22 protein-coding genes are annotated in these 19,879 nt (G+C 38.5%); 13 read left to right on the forward strand and 9 right to left on the reverse strand.

Annotated features, from left to right (window positions below):
* Positions 1-18 precede the first annotated feature (18 nt).
* Both arsD and IGI46_RS11370 read right to left on the reverse strand, forming a co-directional pair.
* Positions 19-384 (reverse strand): arsenite efflux transporter metallochaperone ArsD, encoded by a 366-nt coding sequence (gene arsD / locus IGI46_RS11365; RefSeq protein WP_429973481.1) that lies wholly within the window; start codon positions 382-384, stop codon positions 19-21.
* Positions 362-709, reverse strand: coding sequence for an ArsR/SmtB family transcription factor (locus tag IGI46_RS11370; protein WP_429973482.1), 348 nt, complete (start codon positions 707-709; stop codon positions 362-364). The genes arsD and IGI46_RS11370 overlap by 23 nt, the downstream gene beginning before the upstream one ends.
* Positions 710-891: 182 nt before the next feature.
* Between IGI46_RS11370 and IGI46_RS11375 the strand changes: the two genes are divergently transcribed.
* A complete protein-coding gene (locus IGI46_RS11375) occupies positions 892-1,050 on the forward strand; it encodes a hypothetical protein (protein WP_429973483.1) in 159 nt (52 codons plus the stop codon).
* Positions 1,051-1,516: 466 nt separating this feature from the next.
* The gene (locus IGI46_RS11380) at positions 1,517-1,684 is read left to right on the forward strand and encodes a DUF3789 domain-containing protein (RefSeq protein ID WP_429973484.1); all 168 of its coding nucleotides are present in this window, start codon (positions 1,517-1,519) and stop codon (positions 1,682-1,684) included.
* Between the two features lie 9 nt (positions 1,685-1,693).
* Here the strand turns inward: IGI46_RS11380 and IGI46_RS11385 are convergent, their stop codons facing one another.
* The gene (locus IGI46_RS11385) at positions 1,694-1,912 is read right to left on the reverse strand and encodes a hypothetical protein (protein ID WP_429973970.1); all 219 of its coding nucleotides are present in this window, start codon (positions 1,910-1,912) and stop codon (positions 1,694-1,696) included.
* A 253-nt stretch (positions 1,913-2,165) separates the two neighbouring features.
* Here IGI46_RS11385 and IGI46_RS11390 point away from each other — a divergent pair, with 253 nt between their 5' ends.
* The 3 genes from IGI46_RS11390 to IGI46_RS11400 all read left to right on the forward strand — a co-directional run bounded on the left by IGI46_RS11390 (position 2,166) and on the right by IGI46_RS11400 (position 5,013).
* The gene (locus IGI46_RS11390) at positions 2,166-2,474 is read left to right on the forward strand and encodes a DNA-binding protein (RefSeq protein WP_429973485.1); all 309 of its coding nucleotides are present in this window, start codon (positions 2,166-2,168) and stop codon (positions 2,472-2,474) included.
* A gap of 98 nt (positions 2,475-2,572) precedes the next feature.
* Positions 2,573-3,730 carry a tyrosine-type recombinase/integrase gene (locus IGI46_RS11395; RefSeq protein ID WP_429973486.1) on the forward strand — a complete coding sequence of 386 codons (1,158 nt, stop codon included), beginning with the start codon at positions 2,573-2,575 and terminating at the stop codon, positions 3,728-3,730.
* Between the two features lie 383 nt (positions 3,731-4,113).
* Positions 4,114-5,013 carry a diacylglycerol/lipid kinase family protein gene (locus tag IGI46_RS11400; RefSeq protein WP_207705385.1) on the forward strand — a complete coding sequence of 300 codons (900 nt, stop codon included), beginning with the start codon at positions 4,114-4,116 and terminating at the stop codon, positions 5,011-5,013.
* Positions 5,014-5,057: 44 nt separating this feature from the next.
* On the opposite strand, the gene IGI46_RS11405 is transcribed toward IGI46_RS11400, so the two are convergent.
* Positions 5,058-5,951, reverse strand: a complete 894-nt coding sequence (locus IGI46_RS11405) for a LysR family transcriptional regulator (RefSeq protein WP_207705386.1) — start codon at positions 5,949-5,951, stop codon at positions 5,058-5,060.
* A gap of 299 nt (positions 5,952-6,250) precedes the next feature.
* Between IGI46_RS11405 and IGI46_RS11410 the strand changes: the two genes are divergently transcribed.
* The gene (locus tag IGI46_RS11410) at positions 6,251-7,216 is read left to right on the forward strand and encodes an aldo/keto reductase (RefSeq protein ID WP_429963265.1); all 966 of its coding nucleotides are present in this window, start codon (positions 6,251-6,253) and stop codon (positions 7,214-7,216) included.
* Positions 7,217-7,262: 46 nt separating this feature from the next.
* On the opposite strand, the gene IGI46_RS11415 is transcribed toward IGI46_RS11410, so the two are convergent.
* Positions 7,263-8,126, reverse strand: coding sequence for an SPL family radical SAM protein (locus IGI46_RS11415; RefSeq protein ID WP_429963266.1), 864 nt, complete (start codon positions 8,124-8,126; stop codon positions 7,263-7,265).
* A gap of 108 nt (positions 8,127-8,234) precedes the next feature.
* Between IGI46_RS11415 and IGI46_RS11420 the strand changes: the two genes are divergently transcribed.
* The 4 genes from IGI46_RS11420 (at position 8,235) to budA (ending at position 12,098) form a co-directional block, all read left to right on the forward strand.
* Positions 8,235-9,062 (forward strand): MerR family transcriptional regulator, encoded by an 828-nt coding sequence (locus IGI46_RS11420; RefSeq protein WP_429973487.1) that lies wholly within the window; start codon positions 8,235-8,237, stop codon positions 9,060-9,062.
* A 34-nt stretch (positions 9,063-9,096) separates the two neighbouring features.
* Positions 9,097-9,570 (forward strand): SAM-dependent methyltransferase, encoded by a 474-nt coding sequence (locus tag IGI46_RS11425; RefSeq protein ID WP_429963268.1) that lies wholly within the window; start codon positions 9,097-9,099, stop codon positions 9,568-9,570.
* A gap of 158 nt (positions 9,571-9,728) precedes the next feature.
* Positions 9,729-11,384 carry an acetolactate synthase AlsS gene (alsS, locus tag IGI46_RS11430; protein WP_429973488.1) on the forward strand — a complete coding sequence of 552 codons (1,656 nt, stop codon included), beginning with the start codon at positions 9,729-9,731 and terminating at the stop codon, positions 11,382-11,384.
* 12 nt (positions 11,385-11,396) lie between these two features.
* Positions 11,397-12,098, forward strand: a complete 702-nt coding sequence (gene budA / locus IGI46_RS11435; protein ID WP_429973489.1) for an acetolactate decarboxylase — start codon at positions 11,397-11,399, stop codon at positions 12,096-12,098.
* 32 nt (positions 12,099-12,130) lie between these two features.
* Here the strand turns inward: budA and IGI46_RS11440 are convergent, their stop codons facing one another.
* Entirely contained in the window at positions 12,131-13,528 is a 1,398-nt protein-coding gene (locus IGI46_RS11440) for a peptidoglycan DD-metalloendopeptidase family protein (protein ID WP_429973490.1), read from the reverse strand.
* 293 nt (positions 13,529-13,821) lie between these two features.
* Here IGI46_RS11440 and IGI46_RS11445 point away from each other — a divergent pair, with 293 nt between their 5' ends.
* Positions 13,822-14,298 carry a GAF domain-containing protein gene (locus IGI46_RS11445; protein WP_429973491.1) on the forward strand — a complete coding sequence of 159 codons (477 nt, stop codon included), beginning with the start codon at positions 13,822-13,824 and terminating at the stop codon, positions 14,296-14,298.
* Positions 14,299-14,404: 106 nt separating this feature from the next.
* Positions 14,405-14,632, forward strand: a complete 228-nt coding sequence (locus IGI46_RS11450) for a hypothetical protein (RefSeq protein WP_207704958.1) — start codon at positions 14,405-14,407, stop codon at positions 14,630-14,632.
* 59 nt (positions 14,633-14,691) lie between these two features.
* On the opposite strand, the gene IGI46_RS11455 is transcribed toward IGI46_RS11450, so the two are convergent.
* Complete coding sequence (locus tag IGI46_RS11455; RefSeq protein WP_207704959.1) at positions 14,692-14,910, reverse strand: hypothetical protein; 219 nt, start codon at positions 14,908-14,910, stop codon at positions 14,692-14,694.
* 154 nt (positions 14,911-15,064) lie between these two features.
* Here IGI46_RS11455 and IGI46_RS11460 point away from each other — a divergent pair, with 154 nt between their 5' ends.
* Positions 15,065-15,886, forward strand: a complete 822-nt coding sequence (locus IGI46_RS11460; RefSeq protein WP_429973492.1) for a sulfurtransferase — start codon at positions 15,065-15,067, stop codon at positions 15,884-15,886.
* Positions 15,887-15,898: 12 nt separating this feature from the next.
* On the opposite strand, the gene icd is transcribed toward IGI46_RS11460, so the two are convergent.
* Together icd and acnA are read right to left on the reverse strand one after the other, a co-directional pair.
* Positions 15,899-17,119: an NADP-dependent isocitrate dehydrogenase gene (gene icd, locus IGI46_RS11465; RefSeq protein WP_429963274.1), complete on the reverse strand. Its 1,221-nt coding sequence runs from the start codon at positions 17,117-17,119 to the stop codon at positions 15,899-15,901.
* Positions 17,120-19,780 (reverse strand): aconitate hydratase AcnA, encoded by a 2,661-nt coding sequence (gene acnA / locus IGI46_RS11470; RefSeq protein WP_429973493.1) that lies wholly within the window; start codon positions 19,778-19,780, stop codon positions 17,120-17,122.
* Between the last annotated feature and the right edge of the window lie 99 nt (positions 19,781-19,879).

Genomic DNA, 19,879 nt, shown 5'->3' on the forward strand with positions numbered 1-19,879 from the left:
GGCTTAGGAAAAGGCTGTTTAGCAACAGCCTTCGCCTCCGCAGCATCCGCCAGAATTGTTGGCAGCTTGTGTAACAAATTGCACTTCTGCATATTTACCGAACTCTTCCAAAGTAGGATAAGCAGCTTCTTTCACAACTTCACCATCTAAGAGAGTAACCGGTAAAATGTCGTTGCCCTTTTCTTGAAGTAATTTCAAGATGGTGGGGTGGTTAACAAAGGCATCGGGGTCATTGGTTAAGTTGTGACGTGATGCTTCAATCGAGTCTAATCCCTCAAATGTCTCGAAGACTGAGGTAACCATCAGTAATTCTTCATCAACAGATGGTCCGCAAACACCGGTGGAGCAGCACATTGCTGGCTCAAATAGTTCCAATTTTTTCATCGTTTTTTTCTCCTTTACAACTACAGTTTTTATTGTGGCAAACGCAATCTTCCTCATCAGAAAATAAATGCATCATTGTACCCATAAATTTATCTACAAAGCTTTCGGTCAATTGATAGTGGTGCCATTGACCTTCTTTAGTCACTAAGACAACACCAGCTTTTTCCAAAACCTTCATATGATGTGAAAGCGTAGGCTGAGTAAAGTCAAAGTGTGCTAAAATATCACAAGCGCACAAGCTACCGCAAGATAACAAATCAATAATTTTCAACCTCTTCGGATCAGCAAGAGCCTTCAGCATGACAGACATTTCCTCGTAATTCATTTTGTGGTCCTCCTTATATAGATATTCATCTATGTCTATAATATAGATGAATGTCTATGTACTGTCAAACGTTTCTGTCTTTTTTATAGAAAGAGCATGTTCAATATACTTCAAGGTCTAGTTTTATCGACTTTTTTTAAATTGGGTATTGGTAAGAGCCAGAACAGTCGGAGGATACGTCGTTGGTGCTGGATGGAAGGGTTAAAGCATATGAGTCGGAACATTCTGATCTCTTTTTTCGTGATTATGATGACCACAGTATGGCAAAATACTTTGGTTTCTATTTAAGAGAGATCGTGATTGAAGAGATCCTTGATGCTGCTTTTAAGAGCCGTAACTAATTAAATATACAAAAAAATTCTGGTCAAATACTTTCATTCAATTGCAGCTACTTTAAGTTTCTTTGTTCATAAATAACAAACGCTGGTTTGATAGAAAATTTCGAGAATTTATTATTGAATTGAGTTTCATTTTTTTCGCCCGATGGATGTTTATTTAGTGTAAAGGTCAAAAGGTCTCTAAAAGTAAATCTTAGAGCAGTGTTCTTTGAAAAGTAAATACAAACTGCTAGGTACGTTTAATTTCAAGTAGAGCCGAAGTAAGTCTTTCGCCAAGATGTTTAATTAAAAACTGAGCGGAAAAGAAGGCGTTGCTTAATATGTCGCTACCATATTTGCTAGGACACTTGAAATGATAATGATACTTCTGTGAAGCTCGGCATAAACAGCGGAGAGGTGAAATCCCTATGATTCCATTGTAGTAGATGGAATACTTAGCAGTTAATTTCGAAAAAATGGAGGTAAATTTATGAACATCGTCATTGGATTTTCACTTTTTTTACTAGGTGGATTTATCGGAGTAATAATTATGTGTATATTTCAGATAAGCTCAAACTCAGATGATAAGTATCTTGAGTACGAGCTACGCAAGGCTAAAAAAGAACTTTACCAACAAAAAAATAAGAGAGCAAATTAGAAACCCAACTTACTCTCTCCAAATGGTGATCTCGGCCGATAAACTACTCTTTCCATATTCAGTCAGCTTAATAGCATCTGACAGGTTCATTCGGTCAACAGAACGCTCGCCGCTTTTCAGTTTTTTTATGGTGCCAATCTTTATTCCGGTACCTTCAGCGATGTCTTTTGCAGTGTTTTGCTTCAAAATTCGCGTGATTATGTCAATATTGGCAATCCCAGTACTCATGCGTGATTGAACTCCCTCCGTTTTTTTAATCATGATACCACTAGAGTGGTTAAATCGCAAATTTCCAAGGTACTGTAGTGGTCTCTGGTAAAATATTATAAAAAATAGGGGAGAGGTCGAAAATTTAGTTAAAAATCGCTTGAAAAGCTGCTAAATCAGTATTTTCTTGCTACTAAGCTTATCTATTCTTTAGATCAGTTCATCTATTTTAAAGCGTTTAATGCTAAAAAACTATAAACAAAGAAGTGAAAGTATGTCTAACAAAGATTTTGAGTCTTTTTTCAAAAATGAAATTTTCCCGATCATTCAAGAGTTATTGGAGGAATATACTTCCCACCTACTAAAAATTGAACAATTACCTTTAGTTCTGACGAATGAAGATTTAAAAAGGGAGTTTCAAATCAGTGATAGTACACTCAATCGTTTGATCAATTTAGCTGACTTTCCTACCTGCTGGTACGGAATACGCGGACATTATTCTAGAGAGGACATCCTAGAATGGTATCGGAATAAAAATTATGACCTATTCATAGAAAAAATGCGGGCTCTTCGCTCGTTGTAGAATTTATTTTCGGAGGCGATCATAGTATAATGATTAGTATAGAAAACTTCGGTAAAGTCTTAGATAACCTCGCCTCCTCCTTATATTAGGAGGAAACGATGAAGACAAAAGATAGATTCAAAAGAAAAGTTACTGCTTCTGGTCAGGTCACTTGGTACTTCCAGGCATTTCGTACAACGAGAAGAGGATTTAAAACAAAACGCGAAGCGCAGCTTGCATATTTAGAACTTGAAAAGCAAAACAAAAGAAGGAAAAAGATTGTAGGTAGCAATGAAAAATTTGCTGTTGTTGCTGAGATGTGGTTTGATCACTATAGAGAGTTAAAAGAGCAAAAGCAAAGTACCTATGATAAGAGAAAAGAATCTGTAAGAACTCTCTCAATGTGGATTGGTGATAAAGAGTTGAAGGATATAGATTCTGAATTCTTAGCCAATCTTTTCTTTGATTTAAAAGAGAAAGGTTACGCTAAAAATACTCTTTATAGCTTTAAACAAACGCTCAATCTAATTTTCAAGTATTGCGTAAAATGCAATCTATTAAATGAAAATCCTTTAGTTGGTATAACCCTTCCGAAGTACCAGAAAAGTGTACAAGACTTGAAAAATTCTTTGGAAAGTTTAGATCAAAAATATTTGACGATTGATGAATTGAGAACACTTTTAAATTATTCTGTCATACACGAAGAGCTAACTCTTTCCACCCTATTTCATGTTTTGTTTTATACTGGATGCCGGATCAGTGAAGCATTGGCTTTGCAGCCTGAAGATATTGACTTTCGAAAAAATGAAATTCTCTTTTTCAAGCAAACTGCTGTAAGTGGGCGGCAAATTGATTTTCGGATTGAGACAACCAAAAGTGTTAGTTCGGCAAGAAGAGTTGTCGTTACTCCGCTTGTGATGGAGAAGCTTCAACACTTGATCAATGTTCTTGATGAAATGAGAGCTAATTTAGATTTTGTTATTGAAGAGCCTTATTTGTTTGTCTACCTAAATCCTTCTAAACGGGGCCTTCCTTTTAGAAGAGAGTACGTCAATGATCACATCAAAACCTGTGTTGCGAGGTGTGGCATTACGAAGCCGTTTCATACTCACCTAACAAGACATACAATGGCAAGCTTGGTGGCAGAGCATTGTAGCTGGGACGTTTTAAAAGCTCGGCTAGGTCATGCAGATAAATCAACGTCAGAAATTTATCGTCACTTAACAGCTGACGAACGGCTAAAACCATTACAAGCATTTATTGATTTGGAAAGCTAGATTTCCTTATTCAACCACACTGCTATATCACTGAAATGTAGTCAGAATGTAGTCAATCTGACTGGAAACGTTGATATAACAACAATAAAATGACTTTCGCAAGTATCAAAGAAATCCGTCGTTAATTTATCGTTATCGAATGGTAGTAAAGCCCTTGTTTTCAAGGGCTTTTTTTTGTTTAGAGTTTATAATTTAGGTGAAGCATTTAAAAAAATGATGCTCAAGTGATTTCGAAAGTACAAAGAAAATTTGGGGACTAGTGGTTCGCACCAGAATATAGAAATAATCAAAATATTCTTAATAGCCCAATCCTCAGAACACATGAAAAAAGGTTATTCCTGCTATACTGAAAAGAGTAAGAATCAGGAAGGAAGTGAGCAATAATGAAAAAGGCAGTATTGATTGTAAATCCTAGCTCGGGTAATGAGGATGCACAAGAATACGAAAAACTGGCTAAAGAAAAATTAGTCAATATATTTGACGAAGTAGAGGTGCGGCATACAGAAGATGCTGGCGATGCTACTAAGTTTGCTCAACAGGCAGTTGAAAGTAAAGTGGACAGTGTATTTGCAATGGGTGGTGACGGTACGGTGAATGAGGTAATCAGTGGGTTGGCTGAGCAGGAGTATCGACCGAGATTTGGTTTCTTTCCTTTAGGTACGGTAAATGATTTAGCTCGTTCACTGCATATTTCGATGGATCCTGTAGAAGCAATTGCAGAATTGGATTTAGATCGCCGAATGTCTTTAGATATTGGAAAAGTCAATGAAGATTATTTCATGAATATTGTTGCTGTAGGTGGAATTCCTGAAGCTATTAGTGATGTAGATGTTGAAGAAAAAACCAAGTTCGGCAAATTAGCTTATTTTACATCAGGATTCAAGCAAGTAATAAAGGATGAAAGTTATCATTTCGACCTGGACATTGAAGGGGAAAAGCGAAGTGTGGAAAGCAGTGCAGTTGTAGTCGTCCTAACTCAAACCATTGGTGGCTACAGCCATATTGTACCAGAAGCTAAACCTGACGATGGTAAAATGTACTTGCTATATTTAAAGAATCATAATGTTGCGGATATGCTTAAAAGTGTGCCTGATATTTTAAAGGGGATTGATCATTCTACGGATTACATTGGTTATGAGACTTTCACTGAAGGAAGTCTGGCAGTGAAAGAAAAAGTAGAGTTGCATCCGAGTGTGGATGGTGATGAAGGTCCGGGTTTGCCATTACATTTCAAGATTTTGCCTCAACATTTAGAAGTTTACTATGGATCTGAAGCAGAATAAATATATAAAAATAGATCTTGACCATCATTGGTCAAGATCTATTTTTATTCTTCGTTTAATACAAATTTGTTTTGACAGAAATTCCAAAAGTCTCGAACCAATGCCGTGTGCAAATGATTTCGCTTAATTGCTAAATAGAGATTACGATCAGGCAAGCGATCTAAAATCTTAATCTTCTTAACTGGATAGGAAGAGATGGATGGAATATTTGGCATTAAAGCCAGGCCAAAACCATGTCCTACAAATCCTAAGACACTATGATCTTCATCTAATTCCAAGGCGATACGTGGATGAATGGCTAAGTCTGCCATAATCTCATCCAGATAAGGGCGCAAGCCGCTTTGCTTCCGGTAATAAACCACCGGATAGCGAATGATCCTTTCTAAATAGATCGCGTCCTCGGCAGCTAAAGGGTGATCTTCAGGAACTACAACCACCATTTCTTCTCGTGAAAGAACGGAAAACTGAATTTCAGGAACATTTTTTACCTTCGAACAAATCCCTACATCAATCAGATCATCTTTTAACAATTCAACAATTCGATTGGAGTTTCCCTGATGGAAATCAAAATGAACATTTCGGTGCTCTTTTTGACTAAGAAATTGTTGTGTAATTCTTGGAGCGATAACTGATCCTACTGTATAAATGAAACCAAAACGAACTTCCCCGGATATGGGGTTAGCCATGTCGCTTAATATTTTTTGTCCCTTATAAATTTCTTTCAAGGAAGGAGAGATATAACTGTAGAATAGTCGTCCGTACCTTGTCAAACTTATATTTCGTCCGTTTTTCTTAAACAAGGGAACACCTAGTTCTTGTTCCAAGGTTGACATAGCATGACTAACATTTGGTTGGGAAGTTTGGAGCTGCTTAGCTGCTTTAGTCATATGTTCAGTTTCAGCTAAAGCTAAGAAAAATTCAAGTTGTCGCAGATTCATTGCTTTCACCTCATCTATAAATTTATTTTATCAATAAGATCAAAAAAATGCATCTTTTTTTTGCAGAAATCAAAATACGTCGAGAGGTTATATAAACTGATAACTTTAGTGCTATGAATAATAGAAGAAAGTGCTATTGAATCTTACTAAGGAAATACCTTAGAATAGGGAATATAAAGAAATTGTGAATTACTGAATTTGTGCTGATTTATTTTTAGTTCAAAGAACAATCAACCTTTTGGATAGAATAAATGAGCAGGGACTAAATTTTGTTTAAATAAAAAAGCAGGAGGGAAAAAATGGAATATTGTCAGATTAAAGGATTGGATGCAAAAGTTGCACGAATCGCTTTAGGAACCGGTTGGTTTGGTCCAGATAATGAAGAAGTAATCTTCGAATTGCTGGATGCATATGTAGCAAACGGTGGGAACGTAATTGATACAGGGCGTTTTTACAATGGTGGTAAAGCTGAAATAGTGATTACCAAATGGTTAAAGAAACGAGGCAATCGAGATCAATTGCTGCTAGTAAATAAAGCCTGTCACCATTACGTAGATGAAAATAATGTACAGTTTCCAGATGAGAGTCGGGTTGGTGCGGATTACATCACTGAGGATTTAGAATATAGCTTGAAAAATATGAGCGTTGACCATTTTGACATGTATATTATGCACCGAGATAATGAGGAAGTGCCAGTTGAGGAATTAATGGATTGCTTTGAACAGCATCGTCTAGAAGGAAAAATTGTAACCTATGGTGTCAGTAACTGGTCAGTGAACCGGATTAAGGAAGCAGATGACTATTGTAAAGAAAAGGGTTATTTAGGATTAAGCATAAATAGTCCGTCTTTTACATTAGCTGACATCAATAAACCACGCTGGTATCGATCAGTATATGTGGATGCCGACTATGTGAAAAAGAACAATGAAATGGGTATTACCGTTATGAGCTGGGGTGCTCAAGGCGCTGGATTCTTCGTACCATTATGGAAAGATATGGATGCCGATGCTCCTAAAGATATTAAAGAGGCATTCTTCACTGAAAATAATTTTAAAAAGCTTGCTCGAGTGGAAGAAGTTGCGAAAATACGGGGTGTAGAGCCAATCAATATAGCGTTAGCCTATGTATTGAATGACCGCTTTGATGTTTTTGCTTCGATTGGACCTCGGAATAAAAAAGAACTGCTTTCTAGTTTGAAAGCACAAAACGTTCACTTAGCATCAGAAGAAATTGCTTATCTGGAATTGAAATCACCTACACTCTAAAAATAGAAGGCTGAAATCCTGGTTACATAACAGGATTTCAGCCTTTTTAAAATAGTGTTAACTGTTGTTCTTTTTGTTCAAATTTATTTAAATAGGCAAAAATCTCATCGGTTCGCCACATGATTTGATGCTTTTGACAAAAGTTTATGAATTGCTTCATAAGTTTACTATGGTTAGGACTGTTGCAAATATATTGATTACCAAATGCTCGCTGGTACTTTTCCTTTATGCCAGGAAAATGATGTTCCAGTTTTTGATAAAAGTATTCACGATTGCCTTCCCGCAAAGTCATCCCAAAACCAAAGCACATAATCCCCTTAACGTCAGCTTTCAAACAATAATTAAGTACCCCAGCCAGATTCTCTTCACTATCGTTAATAAAGGGTAGAACTGGGGATAACCAGACAATTGTCGGAATTTGCTCCTTTTGGAATACCTGCAGTGTTTCGAACCGTTCATAAGTGGTAGAAACATAAGGCTCCAGAATTTTGCAAAGTTCTTCATCATAAGTAGTCAATGTCATTTGTACGACAGCCTTAGTTTTTTTGTTAATTTGTTTTAGCAGATCGAGGTCTCTTAAGATACGCGTCGATTTTGTTTGAATCGAGACGCCAAAGCCATACTTATTAAGTAGAGCTAGTGAATCTCGCGTGATGTTCAAACGTTCTTCCAGTTGAATGTAAGGATCAGTCATAGCGCCAGTAGTGACCATACAAGGTTTGCGTTTTCGCATCAATTGCCTTTCTAAAATTTCAAGGGCATCCTCTTTTACTTCAATGTCTTCAAAAGGATGATTGATCTGATAGCAGTCGCTTCGGCTGTCACAATAAATACAACCATGCGTACAGCCGCGAAAAAGATTCATATTATTATTTGGGGAAAGAATCGTTTTATAGCTGGAATAGTGCATAAGAGCCCTCCTTGTTCCAGAACATTTGTTCTCTTTGATTATCCCACAAAATCCTCCTGACAACAAGGAAAAGTACCAGTATAATGAAGAAGTTGGAGGAGGAAAGCTATGCTAAAAATTGGAGAATTTTCTCAATTAGGCCACGTTTCAATTCGCATGTTGAGGTATTACGATGACATCGGACTTTTACGGCCTAAAAAAATTGATCAAGAATCTAGGTATCGCTATTATTCGGTAAGACAGCTTGGACAACTGCATACCATCTTATTATTGAAAGAATTGAAATTTTCTTTGCAGGAGATAAAGGAACTTTTGTCAGCGGAATCAATCGTTTTAAAGAAGCAATTGTTAAGTAAGCAGATGGAGATTGAAGCAGAAATTGCTCAAGATCAGCTTCGGGTTGAAGCGATCCAACGGAAAGTTGATCAAATTGATAAACCAGTTTCCTATCCGATAAGGCTATGTGGAATCCCCGGCTTTCCGGTAATTGGCTTGCGTAAAGTTATTCCAAGCTTTTATCACGAAGGTCAGCTTTGGCGCGATTTTTATGAAGAAATGGCTCAGCAAAAGCTTGCTGTTGCTCTGGAGGACATGGGAAGTACTACAATTTTCTATGATCAGGAATACAAAGAGCAGAACAATGATATTGAAATAGTTTTGAAAACCAAGGAGATTGTTCCAGTATCTTCACCGCTGGTAAGCTACGTAATGCCTAAAATACCTTTGGCTGCTAGCATTATTGTTAAAGGAAATTATCATCAATTACCAATTGTTTATCAAAGCTTTGCTTGTTGGTTAGACCAACATCCAGAATATCAAATGATCAAGACAACACGCCAAGTTTGTCATATTGGCCCTGATGAAACCGAAGATTCAGAAGAATATATCACCGAATTACAAATTCCGTTAATTGCCCTTGACTCTCACACTACGTGAGGGAGTATCCTCTTATTACAGGAGGGATGTCAAAATGAAATTACAGGCAATTGGCAAAGTAGCGCAACAAGCAGGAGAGACCACACTGGTACTGGAGGAGGAAATGAGGGCTGGTTTAACTGGACTGAGTGAATTCAGTCATGTTATGATTCTATACTGGTTTGATCAGCTGGATGTTCCAGAACTTAGAGAAGAACGGTTAATAGAAAAACCCTATGTTAATGGTCCTGAAACATTGGGTATATTTGCTACAAGAGGACCTGTCAGACCTAACCCAATCGCAGTTTCAGTTGCTGGAATTATTGCATTCGATCAGGAAAAAGGGATTATTACTTTGGATTATTTGGATGCCGAGGATAGTAGTCCACTGTTGGATATCAAACCCTACACACCCAGCTCTGAAATTGTCACGAGTTATCGTAGTCCTGAATGGTGTTCTCATTGGCCGCAAAGCTACGAAGATTCAGGATCATTTGATTGGTCGCGGGAATTCAATTTTGAAGCATAGTAGAAAAAACTCAGGTGAAAGAAATTTCACTTGAGTTTTTTTTAAAATAAAAGTTTATTGTAACACAGTTCATAAAAGTGTTACTTGTTTGATAAAATCAGATATCGGTGCTATATTTCTTGTTGTTGGTAATACAGAAAAGCAGAGGGTGTATAACAGTGAGTAAAAAAGGATCAAAAGTTATTATAGAGAGTTTGATTAACCATCAAGTACCATTTGTATTTGGAATTCCTGGTGCTAAAATTGATGGTGTATTTGATGCGTTAGAGGATAAAGGCCCGAAACTAATCATTGCAAGACATGAACAAAATGCGGCTTTTATGGCACAGGCTATTGGTAGACTGACTGGTGAACCAGGTGTGGTAATTGCTACCAGTGGACTAGGTGCAAGCAATCTTGCTACTGGACTGGTAACTGCGACAGCTGAAAGTGATCCTGTCCTAGCTATTGCTGGACAAGTGAAACGATCTGATTTGTCTAAGTTAACTCATCAAAGTATGAACAATGCGGCTTTGTTTAGCCCGATTACGAAATTTAGTACTGAAATTCAAGACCCTGAAACAATTTCTGAAAATATTGCGAATGCTTACCGAATGGCTAAAACAGCTAAAATGGGTGCAAGCTTTTTGTCAATTCCTCAAGATGTAACAGACGGTCAAGTAGTGGGCGAGGTAATTGGCCCCTTATCCGTTCCTAAATTAGGAGGAGCAGCTCAAAAAGACATCCAAATTTTAGCTGATAAAATTAATCAAGCGAAGCTGCCTGTGTTGTTAGTAGGCATGCGAGCTTCAGCAGAAGCACCAACTGCAGCAATTCGGGAATTAATTGAGGAAACCGAATTGCCAGTTGTAGAAACATTCCAAGGGGCGGGGATAATCTCACGCAAGCTGGAGAAGCATTTTTTCGGTCGAGTAGGCTTGTTCCGTAATCAGCCAGGGGATATGCTGTTAAAACGCAGTGATTTGGTTATAGCAGTGGGTTACGATCCGATCGAGTATGAAGCGCGAAATTGGAATGCAGAAAAGGATGCTCGGATTACTGTGTTGGATGAGGTTTCGGCTGAGATTGATCCTTATTTGCAGCCGGAGGAAGAATTAATTGGTGACATTGCTATTAATATCGGTTCATTAAAAGCTGTACTTAAAGGGTATCAGCTGCCTGAAGATGCGCTGAAGTACTTAGCAACACTGCACGAAAAAATAAAAGAAATTAGTGAGCCTGTCACGAACGGAGTAAATGGTCGAATTCATCCCTTAGATGTGATTCATACCTTGCAGAAAAAAGTAACAGATGAGATGACGGTAACAGTGGATGTAGGGAGTCATTATATTTGGATGGCTCGTCATTTTAGAAGCTATGAACCACGTCATTTGTTGTTCAGTAACGGAATGCAGACGTTAGGTGTAGCTTTGCCTTGGGCAATTGCATCTGGCCTTGTTCGTCCAAATACTCAAATTATTTCAGTATCCGGCGATGGTGGATTTTTATTCTCAGGACAAGAGCTAGAAACCGCGGTCCGCTTAAAACAAAAAATTGTGCATTTAGTTTGGAATGACGGCAGCTACAATATGGTCGGTTTTCAAGAAGAGCTGAAGTACAATCGCTCAGCAGGAGTTAGCTTTGGTCCGGTTGATTTTGTAAAATACGCTGAAGCCTTTGGAGCAAAAGGATTAAGAGCGACGAACCCAAAAGAATTGGAATTTGCCTTAACAGAAGGCATGGAAACAGAAGGTCCTGTGATTATTGATATTCCTATTGATTATCGTGACAATAAGGAATTGGGTAAGATTGTATTACCTGATCAATTTTATTAAGAGGTGGAGAGAATGAGTTACTTATATCAACATGGCACTCTAGGCGCACTCATGAGTGATCTAATGGATGGTACTGAGAAGATCGGTGAATTAGGCAAATACGGTGATTTTGGTTTAGGCACTTTGTCAGGTTCAAATGGGGAAGTAATTATTTTGGACCATACGATGTATCATGTCAACGAATCAGGAAATGTTACTATTCTGACTGGCAATGAATGGACACCTTATGCAGCAGTTACAGAATTTAAGTCTCTTCAAAAAGTAGTAATTGACAGACCAATGAAAGCGGAAGAAATGATTAATCGATTGTTAGCGAAAATGAGTAATAATCTTTTTGCAGCAGTGAAAATTTCAGGTGTCTTTTCTTCTATGCATGTGAGAGTCTCTCCTAAACAGGAAAAACCTTATCCAAAATTTGTTGAGGCAGCGCGCAACCAACCAGAGTTTTCTGAGGAAAAGGTTGAGGGAACAATCGTTGGTCTTTTTACTCCTGAATTGTTCCAAGGAGCTGCCCAAGCAGGCTTTCATTTACATTTCATTAGTAAGGATCGAACTTTTGGTGGACATGTAATGGATTATATCTTGAAAGAGGGTACTGCTGAATGGATGGAAATTGAAGAATTTCGTCAACATTTTCCGATCCACAACAAGGAATTCTTAGAACATAAGATCAATAGTGACGAAATTGCAAAGGATATCGCTGAGGCAGAATAAAAAAAGCCATCCAATGTTGGATGGCTTTTGAATTATACACCTAATAGTGGTGCTGGATTAACAAATCCAGACCAAACAGCTGTAGATACACCGAAGTGTAAATGAACACCAGTTGAGTTACCAGTAGTTCCCATACCACCAATAACTTGACCTTGGCTTACTTGCTGACCGACACTGCAGTTCGGTGTAGAAATCATATGCATGTAGTAAGAATAGTAGCCATCAGAATGTTGAATGATGACATAATTACCAGCTGACCAATGGAAACCAGCCTCGACAACTGTTCCAGCTTTTGCTGCATGGATGGATGTACCCGCAGCGCCAGCAAAATCGATACCATCATGTTGTGAACCGGACAAGCCAGTAGGATCAACTCGTGGACCAAATGGACTGGTTACAACTAAACCAATTGAAAGTGGAGAAGCCCAGCCGCCACTATTAGTAGCAGGAGTGCTTGTTTCAGTATTTGGAGCTGAGGGCACTTGAGCCGCTTCGGGATTTGTAACAGTTTGAACTTGCTGAGCCTGTTGCTTAGCTTGTTCTTCTTGTTGTTTTGCTTCCAAGGCTGCAATTTCAGCTTGCGCTTTTTGCTGCGCATTCTCAGCCGCCGCCTGTTCAGCTGCCGCTTCTTCCAAAGCTTTTTGAGCTTGTTCAGCGGCAATTTTTGCTTGCTTTTCAGCTTCAGCTTGCGCTTTTTCACGAGCTTCAGCTTCTTTTTTCTTTTGTTCTTCCAAAGCTTTTAAGGCTTCTTGACGTTTCTTTTCAGCGTCTTCCTTTTGTTGCTGGAATTTATCCTTTTGTGCTGTTTCAGAAGCTATACTTGCTTGGATCTCATTTACTTTTACTTGTTGGTCTAGCTTGGCTTCAACTAGTTGCTCTTGCTTCACCTTTAGTTCTTCTGTTTTTTTAGTAACAACTGCCAAACGTTGTTGTGCTTCTTGCTGTAGTTTTTCAAGCTCAGCTTTATCACGAGTTTGCTGTTCCATAGCTTCTTTGTTAGCAGACAGAATAGTGGATACAGCCATGGTTTTCTCAACAGCTTCACTAATCGATTTAGCTTCCATTACAGTATTTACTAATGCTACTGCACTGTTGTTGGTTTGAACGTTTCTTGCTTGTTCTTTCAACTGTAATTCACGTTTTTGAATTTTTGCTTGAAGATCTTGAATCTTAGCAGTTAATTCGCTTAACTTTTGTTCTTCTTGCGTTTTTTTAGTCAACACATCTTTGACTTCTTTTTCAACGGCTGCAACTTCTTGCTCTAATGCTGCTTTTTGTGCTTCAGCAGATTGCGCTGTTTGTTGTAGGCCCTCAATTTTTTTATCTTGATCGGCGATTTTTTGGTCAAATTCAGTTGCACTCGCACTCAATGGCGCACCCAGAGTGACAGCACATAAAGCTAGTGCTGTGTATTTTTTCAACTTGATCATTTCGTTCCTCACTTATACTTATAGATTCTAATTATTATCAACGTTTTGATTATATAAGAAAATATGAAGAAAAAGTTGAGAAAGATTAAACTTTTATGTAACCGTATAGTTTGTAAAGAAATTGAAATATGGATTTCAGGAAAAAGCGTAAAACTCCTATTGACTTTATTTTGGTTTGATGATAAAGCTATTAGAACTCTATGGAGATTAATGAAAATTGTTCTATTTATATAAATGGTGTTATGGTAGTTCTTACAGTAAAATATAAGTTAGGAAAAAGGAGGAATTTATTTATGACTTGGAGTAGTCAAGAGGAAAAAGAAGCAGCCTATCAGTTAATGCTAGAACAGCAAAAAGCATTGCTGGAAGGAGAAACAGATTTAATTGCTAATTTAGCCAATTCTTCAGCCTTGCTGAAACTAACTTTAAAAGATACGGTATTCTCCGGTTACTATCTTTTTAAAGATGGTGAACTCATTTTAGGCCCTTTTCAGGGAGGTGTATCTTGTGTACACATTCCGTTAGGAAAAGGTGTTTGCGGAGAAGCTGCTGAAAAAAATCAAACACTGATTGTTGAGGATGTGACTAATCACCCCAATTACATTGCTTGTGATTCGAAAGCAAAATCGGAAATTGTCGTACCCATGAAAAAAAGCAGCCAGCTGATTGGAGTTTTGGATTTAGATAGTTCGGAAATTGGTATGTATGATCAGATTGATCAGTTTTACTTAGAACAATACGTCACGTTATTGCTGCAAAATGTTGAGTAATGTTCAGATATAATCACTTTTTGAGGAAAAAAAGGATTAATGTAGTCTTTTAATCAGATTAATGGTACTATTAATGTGTAGTAAATACGTCCATTGAGGTGATTAAATGAATAAAGAAGCGATTATTGTTGGAGAAAATTATGAGTGTCGAAAACAAGATTTTGCCCGCCCGATTATTGGGGAAGTTTTACAGAAGACCGATGAAGGCTGTATCGTAAATGTGGAGCGGTTTTACGGATTAGATGCAGACAAAATTGACGAGGTTGACGGTAAAGTTTTAATTAGATACAACGAAGTAGCAGGAATTGTCTCTTCTAAGTGTTTTTTCAGTTAAATAGATGACACAAAACGAGTGTTTCTAGTCTTGACTATCAAGCAGAAACACTCGTTTTTTTAAATAGACAAATCATTTAAAAGCTTTAGTGCAGGCATTTCTTTGATTACTTGATTTTCCCGCTCTTTTGGTCTAGCTTCATCAGGCGTATTTTTATAACGATAATCTGTTATATTGCCTTTTTCATCATAATAAACCCAAATATCTTCGTTTCCGATCTCATCTAGGTCACCTCTTAAATCTAACATTAAGTCGCTAATAGAATCGTAATAGTTCATAATTATTCCTCCCTCTCTATTGTAAAAAAAAATAAACGATTCAGCAAGTTGCTCCACAAAGAAAAGCGGGGTATGATCAAAATAGGAGGTGTTAATAACGAAATCTGATACTCATTTTTTTACTGATGCTAACGTGGCTTACCAGCTGCTGCAGATGGGATATCAAGCTCTTGAGGTGGGAAGTCACTCACGGATAGCGGGACTCGACCATTTACCAGGTTCTTATTATCTAAATACAAATGAAATTGAATCCGAGGAGAACGGCTGGAACATTTTATCGGCGGAATTCTGTATGCGTGTGTTGAGTGATAAGGGGATCACCAGTAGCACCTCTTTATTAATTTATTCATCTAGTTTAAGTGCTGCTTGTCGTATTGCTTTTATTGCTTATTGGCTGGGACTTACAGATATAAAAATCTTGGAGGACGGCTTAGCTTCTTGGCAAAAGTTAAACTATCCATTGGAAAGCGACTGGACATCTTGCGAAAAAGCGAGTTCGTTTGGATTGCATGATCCTAAAAGGTCAGAAATTCTTATTTCTACTTCGGAGGATTTGCTGAAGGCCCAAAAAGACAACCCTGAGCTGGTTTTAGCCAGTGTAAGAAGTCTCACAGAATATCAAGGTACTACCAGTTGCTACGCATATATTGAGCAAGCGGGTGAGCCAGCTGGAGCAGTATGGGCTAAAGCAAGTTGTGGCAAGAATGATGTCGCTGATTTACTGACTTTAGAAAAGAAAATTAAACCTCTAGTCGACATTGCAAAAGCTTGGAAAGCAAATGGGATTACTAGAGAAAAAGAAGTGGTTTTTTATTGCGGAACCGGCTGGCGAGCGTCGGTGGCTTTCTTTATTGCTAAAGAGCTTGGGTGGCAAAAAGTACGACTATTTGACGGTGGCTGGTATGATTGGAGTCAAAAGCATGTAGAGAACCCCAAAAAGTTCCCATTAAAAAATGACTCCTTAGGACATCCCTAAAGAGTCATTTCTTTATTTCATCAGTTTAATTAATTCTTTTGCAAACTCACTAGTTGAAACTTCTGGAATGTTTAATGCCTGAGCAAAATCCTTAGTAACAACTTTTTGTTCAAGAGCTGTTTCAATTGCCACAGTGATTTTTCGACTTGCTTCGTACCAGCCTAAATGATCTAGAAGCATAGTTGCTGAGAGCAAAAGCGAACAAGGATTAGCATAGCCCTTGCCCGCAATATCAGGCGCTGTACCATGAGTCGCTTCAAAAATTGCATGGCCAGATTGATAATTGATATTGGCACCAGGTGAGATGCCGATACCGCCAACTTGAGCTGCTAGTGCATCCGAAATATAATCACCATTTAGGTTAGTCGTAGCAATCACTTGAAACTTCTCAGGGTACAAAAGAATTTGCTGCAGCAAATTATCTGCGATCACATCATCCACGATTACTTTTTTTTCTTCTTTGGCTGCTGCTAAGGCAGCATCTGCTGCCTCAACACTATTCTCAGCAGCAATTTTTTTATATTGGTTCATTGTGAATGCTTGAGGATATTTTTTTTCCAGTAAATCATATCCCCAAGCTTTAAAGCCGCCTTCAGTAAATTTCATAATATTACCCTTGTGTACTAAAGTCAGACGAGTCAGTTTGTTTTCCACTGCATAATCCATTGCGGAACTGACCAATCGCTCACTGCCTTCTTTTGAGATTGGTTTAATTCCCAGGGAGCTGGTTTCTGGAAATCGGATTTTGTTGACCGATAAAGTGTCTCTAAGGAAAGCGAGTAATTTTTTTGCTTCGTCCGAGCCGGACGCAAATTCTATACCCGCATAGACGTCCTCGGTATTTTCACGGAAAATAGTCATATTAGTTTTTTCAGGTTCTTTTAAAGGAGAAGGAACCCCTTTAAAATAGCGGACGGGGCGTACACAAGCATACAAATCGAGTGTTTGTCTCAATGCCACATTTAGCGAACGAATACCACCACCAATTGGAGTGGTTAAAGGACCTTTGATAGCTAATTTATGTTCTTGAATTGCAGCAACAGTCGCATCAGGAAGCCATTCGCCGGTTTGGTTGAAGGCTTTTTCACCAGCTAAAACTTCTAACCATTGAATTTTTTTATCTGAACCATAGCAAATTTCTAAAGAGGTATCTATAACCGCTTGCGTTGCCGCCCAGATTTCAGGTCCAATACCGTCGCCTTCAATGTAAGGAATAATTGGAGTGTTTGTCATTTATTTTATCTCCTCACTCATCTTTTTACGAATAACCAATGGCAAGATCCCTTGGTTTTTCCAGTAGTCTACATCTGCTTTGGAATCAAAACGCAGTTTCGCTTGAAAGGTAATTGTTTTATCTTTTTCCGCCGTTACGTCCACCAGTTGATTAATAACTGGTTCTTCCGGCATATCAATGGTAAAGGTTTCCGAACCGTCTAAGCCTAAGGTTTCTGCTGTTTCCCCCTCTAGATATTCCAAAGGCACAATGCCCATCATTACCAAGTTGCTACGGTGAATTCTTTCGTAGCTTTCGGCAATAACGGCTTTAACACCAAGTAATGAAGTTCCTTTGGCAGCCCAGTCACGAGACGAGCCCATACCGTAGTCTTTGCCAGTCAAGATAACTGTGCCAATCCCATTTTTTTGATAGTCCATGGCCGCATCGTAAATACTCATTTCTTCACCTGTTAATGCTGAACGTGTGTATCCACCGGTAACATCAGGAGTTAACTGATTTTGAATGCGAATATTTCCGAAGGTTCCTCGCATCATAACTTCGTGATTTCCACGACGTGAACCATAAGAATTATAGTCCTTATAAGCCAATCCACGGTCCTTAAGGTATTGTCCGGCCGGTGAATTAAGAGAAATATTTCCGGCTGGGGAAATATGGTCGGTCGTTACAGAGTCTCCAAATTTTGCTAAAACCTTTAATCCAGTTAGTGAAGGAGGAGCGTCCAAAGTCTTGCTAAGGGTTTCAAAGAATGGCGGGTTTGCAATATAAGTTGATGCTTCATCCCAGCCATATGTGGCGCCTTCTGAAGTTTGGATTTGATTCCAGCGTTCATTGGATTGATACACATCTTCGTAAGCGGCTTGGTAATCATCTGGATCTAGATGAGCATGAATATATGCATCAATTTCCTCTTTACTTGGCCATAGATCCTCTAAGTAAACTGGACCATCTGCTGTCTCAGCAATCGGCTCAGTAGTTAAATCCTTTGTTACTGTACCAGCTAAAGCATAAGCGATAACTAGTGGTGGCGAAGCTAGATAATTGGCTTTAATCAATGGATGAATTCTACCTTCAAAGTTACGATTCCCTGACAGAACAGCTGATACAACTAAATCATTTTCCTTCAAGATTTGTTCAATTTCGTCAGATAGGGGACCAGAGTTCCCTATGCAGGTAGTACAACCGTAACCAACAATATCAAAACCTAACGATGCCAAAGGCTCCAGTAATTGTCCTTTTTCCAAATAGGAGGTTACAATTTTTGAACCTGGTGCCAAGGAGGTTTTGATGGTTGAAGGAACCTGAAGGCCCTTTTCAACAGCTTTTTTAGCTAATAGTCCAGCGGCGACCATTACACTTGGATTACTAGTGTTGGTACAGCTGGTAATAGCAGCTAAAGCTAAGTCGCCTGTTTGCAGTTTGTCATCCTTGTTGGTAACCGCCACTTTTTTATTTATCTCATGCTTAGACAAGCCAAAACCTTGAGGACCGCTTGGATTAGTCAAAGAGGCAGTAAAATTTTCTGCAACTTGGCCTAGAGGAATTCGATCCTGTGGACGTTTTGGTCCCGCTAGTGAGGAATTAATTTCGCCTAAGTCCAGCTGAATAATTCGCGTATAACTGGGTGTTTCTGTTCCATCATAGAATAGGTGATTTTCCTTAGCGTAGGTTTCAACTAGTTTAATTTGATCAGGTGTTCGTCCAGTAACCCGCAAATAATTTAAGGTTTCTTGGTCAATTGGACAGTAACCACAAGTTGCACCGTATTCTGGTGCCATGTTAGCAATGGTTGCTCGATCTGATAGACTTAATTTTTGATACCCCTCACCGAAATACTCTACAAATTTACCTACTACTTTTTCACTTCTTAACAGCTGTGTTAAGTGTAAAGCTAAATCAGTAGCAGTAGCTGTTGGTGACAAAGCACCAGTTAGTTGGACTCCGATGATTTCTGGTGTAGGAAAGAAAGATGCTTCACCTAAGATAGCGGCTTCTGCTTCGATCCCGCCAACTCCCCATCCTAGTACACCTAATCCATTAATCATGGTTGTATGAGAGTCTGTTCCTTCTAATGAATCTGGAAATAGCCAGTTTTGTCCGTCTTTTAATTGTTTTAGGATGACATCAGAAAGAAATTCTAAGTTTACTTGATGGATAATTCCGGTTTCTGGTGGAACGACATCGAAATTGTCAAAGGCTTGTTGTGCCCATTTTAAAAATTGGTAACGTTCATGGTTCCGTTCAAATTCTTTTTCGGTATTGTAGGTTAAACTGTCTTGAGTCCCGGCACAATCAACCTGTACCGAGTGATCCACGACTAAAGTCACAGGAATTTCTGGATTGATATACTCGGCTTTTCCGCCAAGCTTTACCACAGCATCCCGCATAGCTGCTAGATCAACAACGGCAGGTACGCCAGTGAAATCCTGGAGTATTACACGTGATGGTCGGAAAGGAATAACTCCCTCAGGATTCTGTGCATCGTATTCAATCAGCTCTTCCAAGGCTTCCAGTTCTTTATGACGGGCTAAACTCTCCAGCAAAACACGGATGCTAAAGGGATAATTTGATAGCTCCTTACTATAGGAGGAAGCGACCGATGAAAGATCAAGATAGGTATATTGTTCGTTGTTGATGGTTAATTGCTTTGTCCAGTTCATTTTGATAATCCTTCCCTTCTGTTATTGATACTTGCTTGTTGGTATATTATACGAAGAAAGAAAAAGAAAGTAAATGTCTTTATTAAAACTATTTCATTT

The organism is Enterococcus sp. AZ163 (assembly GCF_050498925.1).
In the GTDB taxonomy this organism is placed as follows: domain Bacteria; phylum Bacillota; class Bacilli; order Lactobacillales; family Enterococcaceae; genus Enterococcus_A; species Enterococcus_A ferrettii.

Excerpts from the sequence above, each read along its gene's own strand:
- arsD (WP_429973481.1), bottom strand. The coding sequence starts at position 384 with ATGAAAAAATTGGAACTATTTGAGCCAGCAATGTGCTGCTCCACCGGT.
- IGI46_RS11370 (WP_429973482.1), bottom strand. The coding sequence starts at position 709 with ATGAATTACGAGGAAATGTCTGTCATGCTGAAGGCTCTTGCTGATCCG.
- IGI46_RS11380 (WP_429973484.1), top strand. The coding sequence starts at position 1,517 with ATGAACATCGTCATTGGATTTTCACTTTTTTTACTAGGTGGATTTATC.
- IGI46_RS11385 (WP_429973970.1), bottom strand. The coding sequence starts at position 1,912 with ATGAGTACTGGGATTGCCAATATTGACATAATCACGCGAATTTTGAAG.
- IGI46_RS11390 (WP_429973485.1), top strand. The coding sequence starts at position 2,166 with ATGTCTAACAAAGATTTTGAGTCTTTTTTCAAAAATGAAATTTTCCCG.
- IGI46_RS11395 (WP_429973486.1), top strand. The coding sequence starts at position 2,573 with ATGAAGACAAAAGATAGATTCAAAAGAAAAGTTACTGCTTCTGGTCAG.
- IGI46_RS11400 (WP_207705385.1), top strand. The coding sequence starts at position 4,114 with ATGAAAAAGGCAGTATTGATTGTAAATCCTAGCTCGGGTAATGAGGAT.
- IGI46_RS11405 (WP_207705386.1), bottom strand. The coding sequence starts at position 5,951 with ATGAATCTGCGACAACTTGAATTTTTCTTAGCTTTAGCTGAAACTGAA.
- IGI46_RS11410 (WP_429963265.1), top strand. The coding sequence starts at position 6,251 with ATGGAATATTGTCAGATTAAAGGATTGGATGCAAAAGTTGCACGAATC.
- IGI46_RS11415 (WP_429963266.1), bottom strand. The coding sequence starts at position 8,126 with ATGCACTATTCCAGCTATAAAACGATTCTTTCCCCAAATAATAATATG.
- IGI46_RS11420 (WP_429973487.1), top strand. The coding sequence starts at position 8,235 with ATGCTAAAAATTGGAGAATTTTCTCAATTAGGCCACGTTTCAATTCGC.
- IGI46_RS11425 (WP_429963268.1), top strand. The coding sequence starts at position 9,097 with ATGAAATTACAGGCAATTGGCAAAGTAGCGCAACAAGCAGGAGAGACC.
- budA (WP_429973489.1), top strand. The coding sequence starts at position 11,397 with ATGAGTTACTTATATCAACATGGCACTCTAGGCGCACTCATGAGTGAT.
- IGI46_RS11440 (WP_429973490.1), bottom strand. The coding sequence starts at position 13,528 with ATGATCAAGTTGAAAAAATACACAGCACTAGCTTTATGTGCTGTCACT.
- IGI46_RS11445 (WP_429973491.1), top strand. The coding sequence starts at position 13,822 with ATGACTTGGAGTAGTCAAGAGGAAAAAGAAGCAGCCTATCAGTTAATG.
- IGI46_RS11450 (WP_207704958.1), top strand. The coding sequence starts at position 14,405 with ATGAATAAAGAAGCGATTATTGTTGGAGAAAATTATGAGTGTCGAAAA.
- IGI46_RS11455 (WP_207704959.1), bottom strand. The coding sequence starts at position 14,910 with ATGAACTATTACGATTCTATTAGCGACTTAATGTTAGATTTAAGAGGT.
- IGI46_RS11460 (WP_429973492.1), top strand. The coding sequence starts at position 15,065 with ATGGGATATCAAGCTCTTGAGGTGGGAAGTCACTCACGGATAGCGGGA.
- icd (WP_429963274.1), bottom strand. The coding sequence starts at position 17,119 with ATGACAAACACTCCAATTATTCCTTACATTGAAGGCGACGGTATTGGA.
- acnA (WP_429973493.1), bottom strand. The coding sequence starts at position 19,780 with ATGAACTGGACAAAGCAATTAACCATCAACAACGAACAATATACCTAT.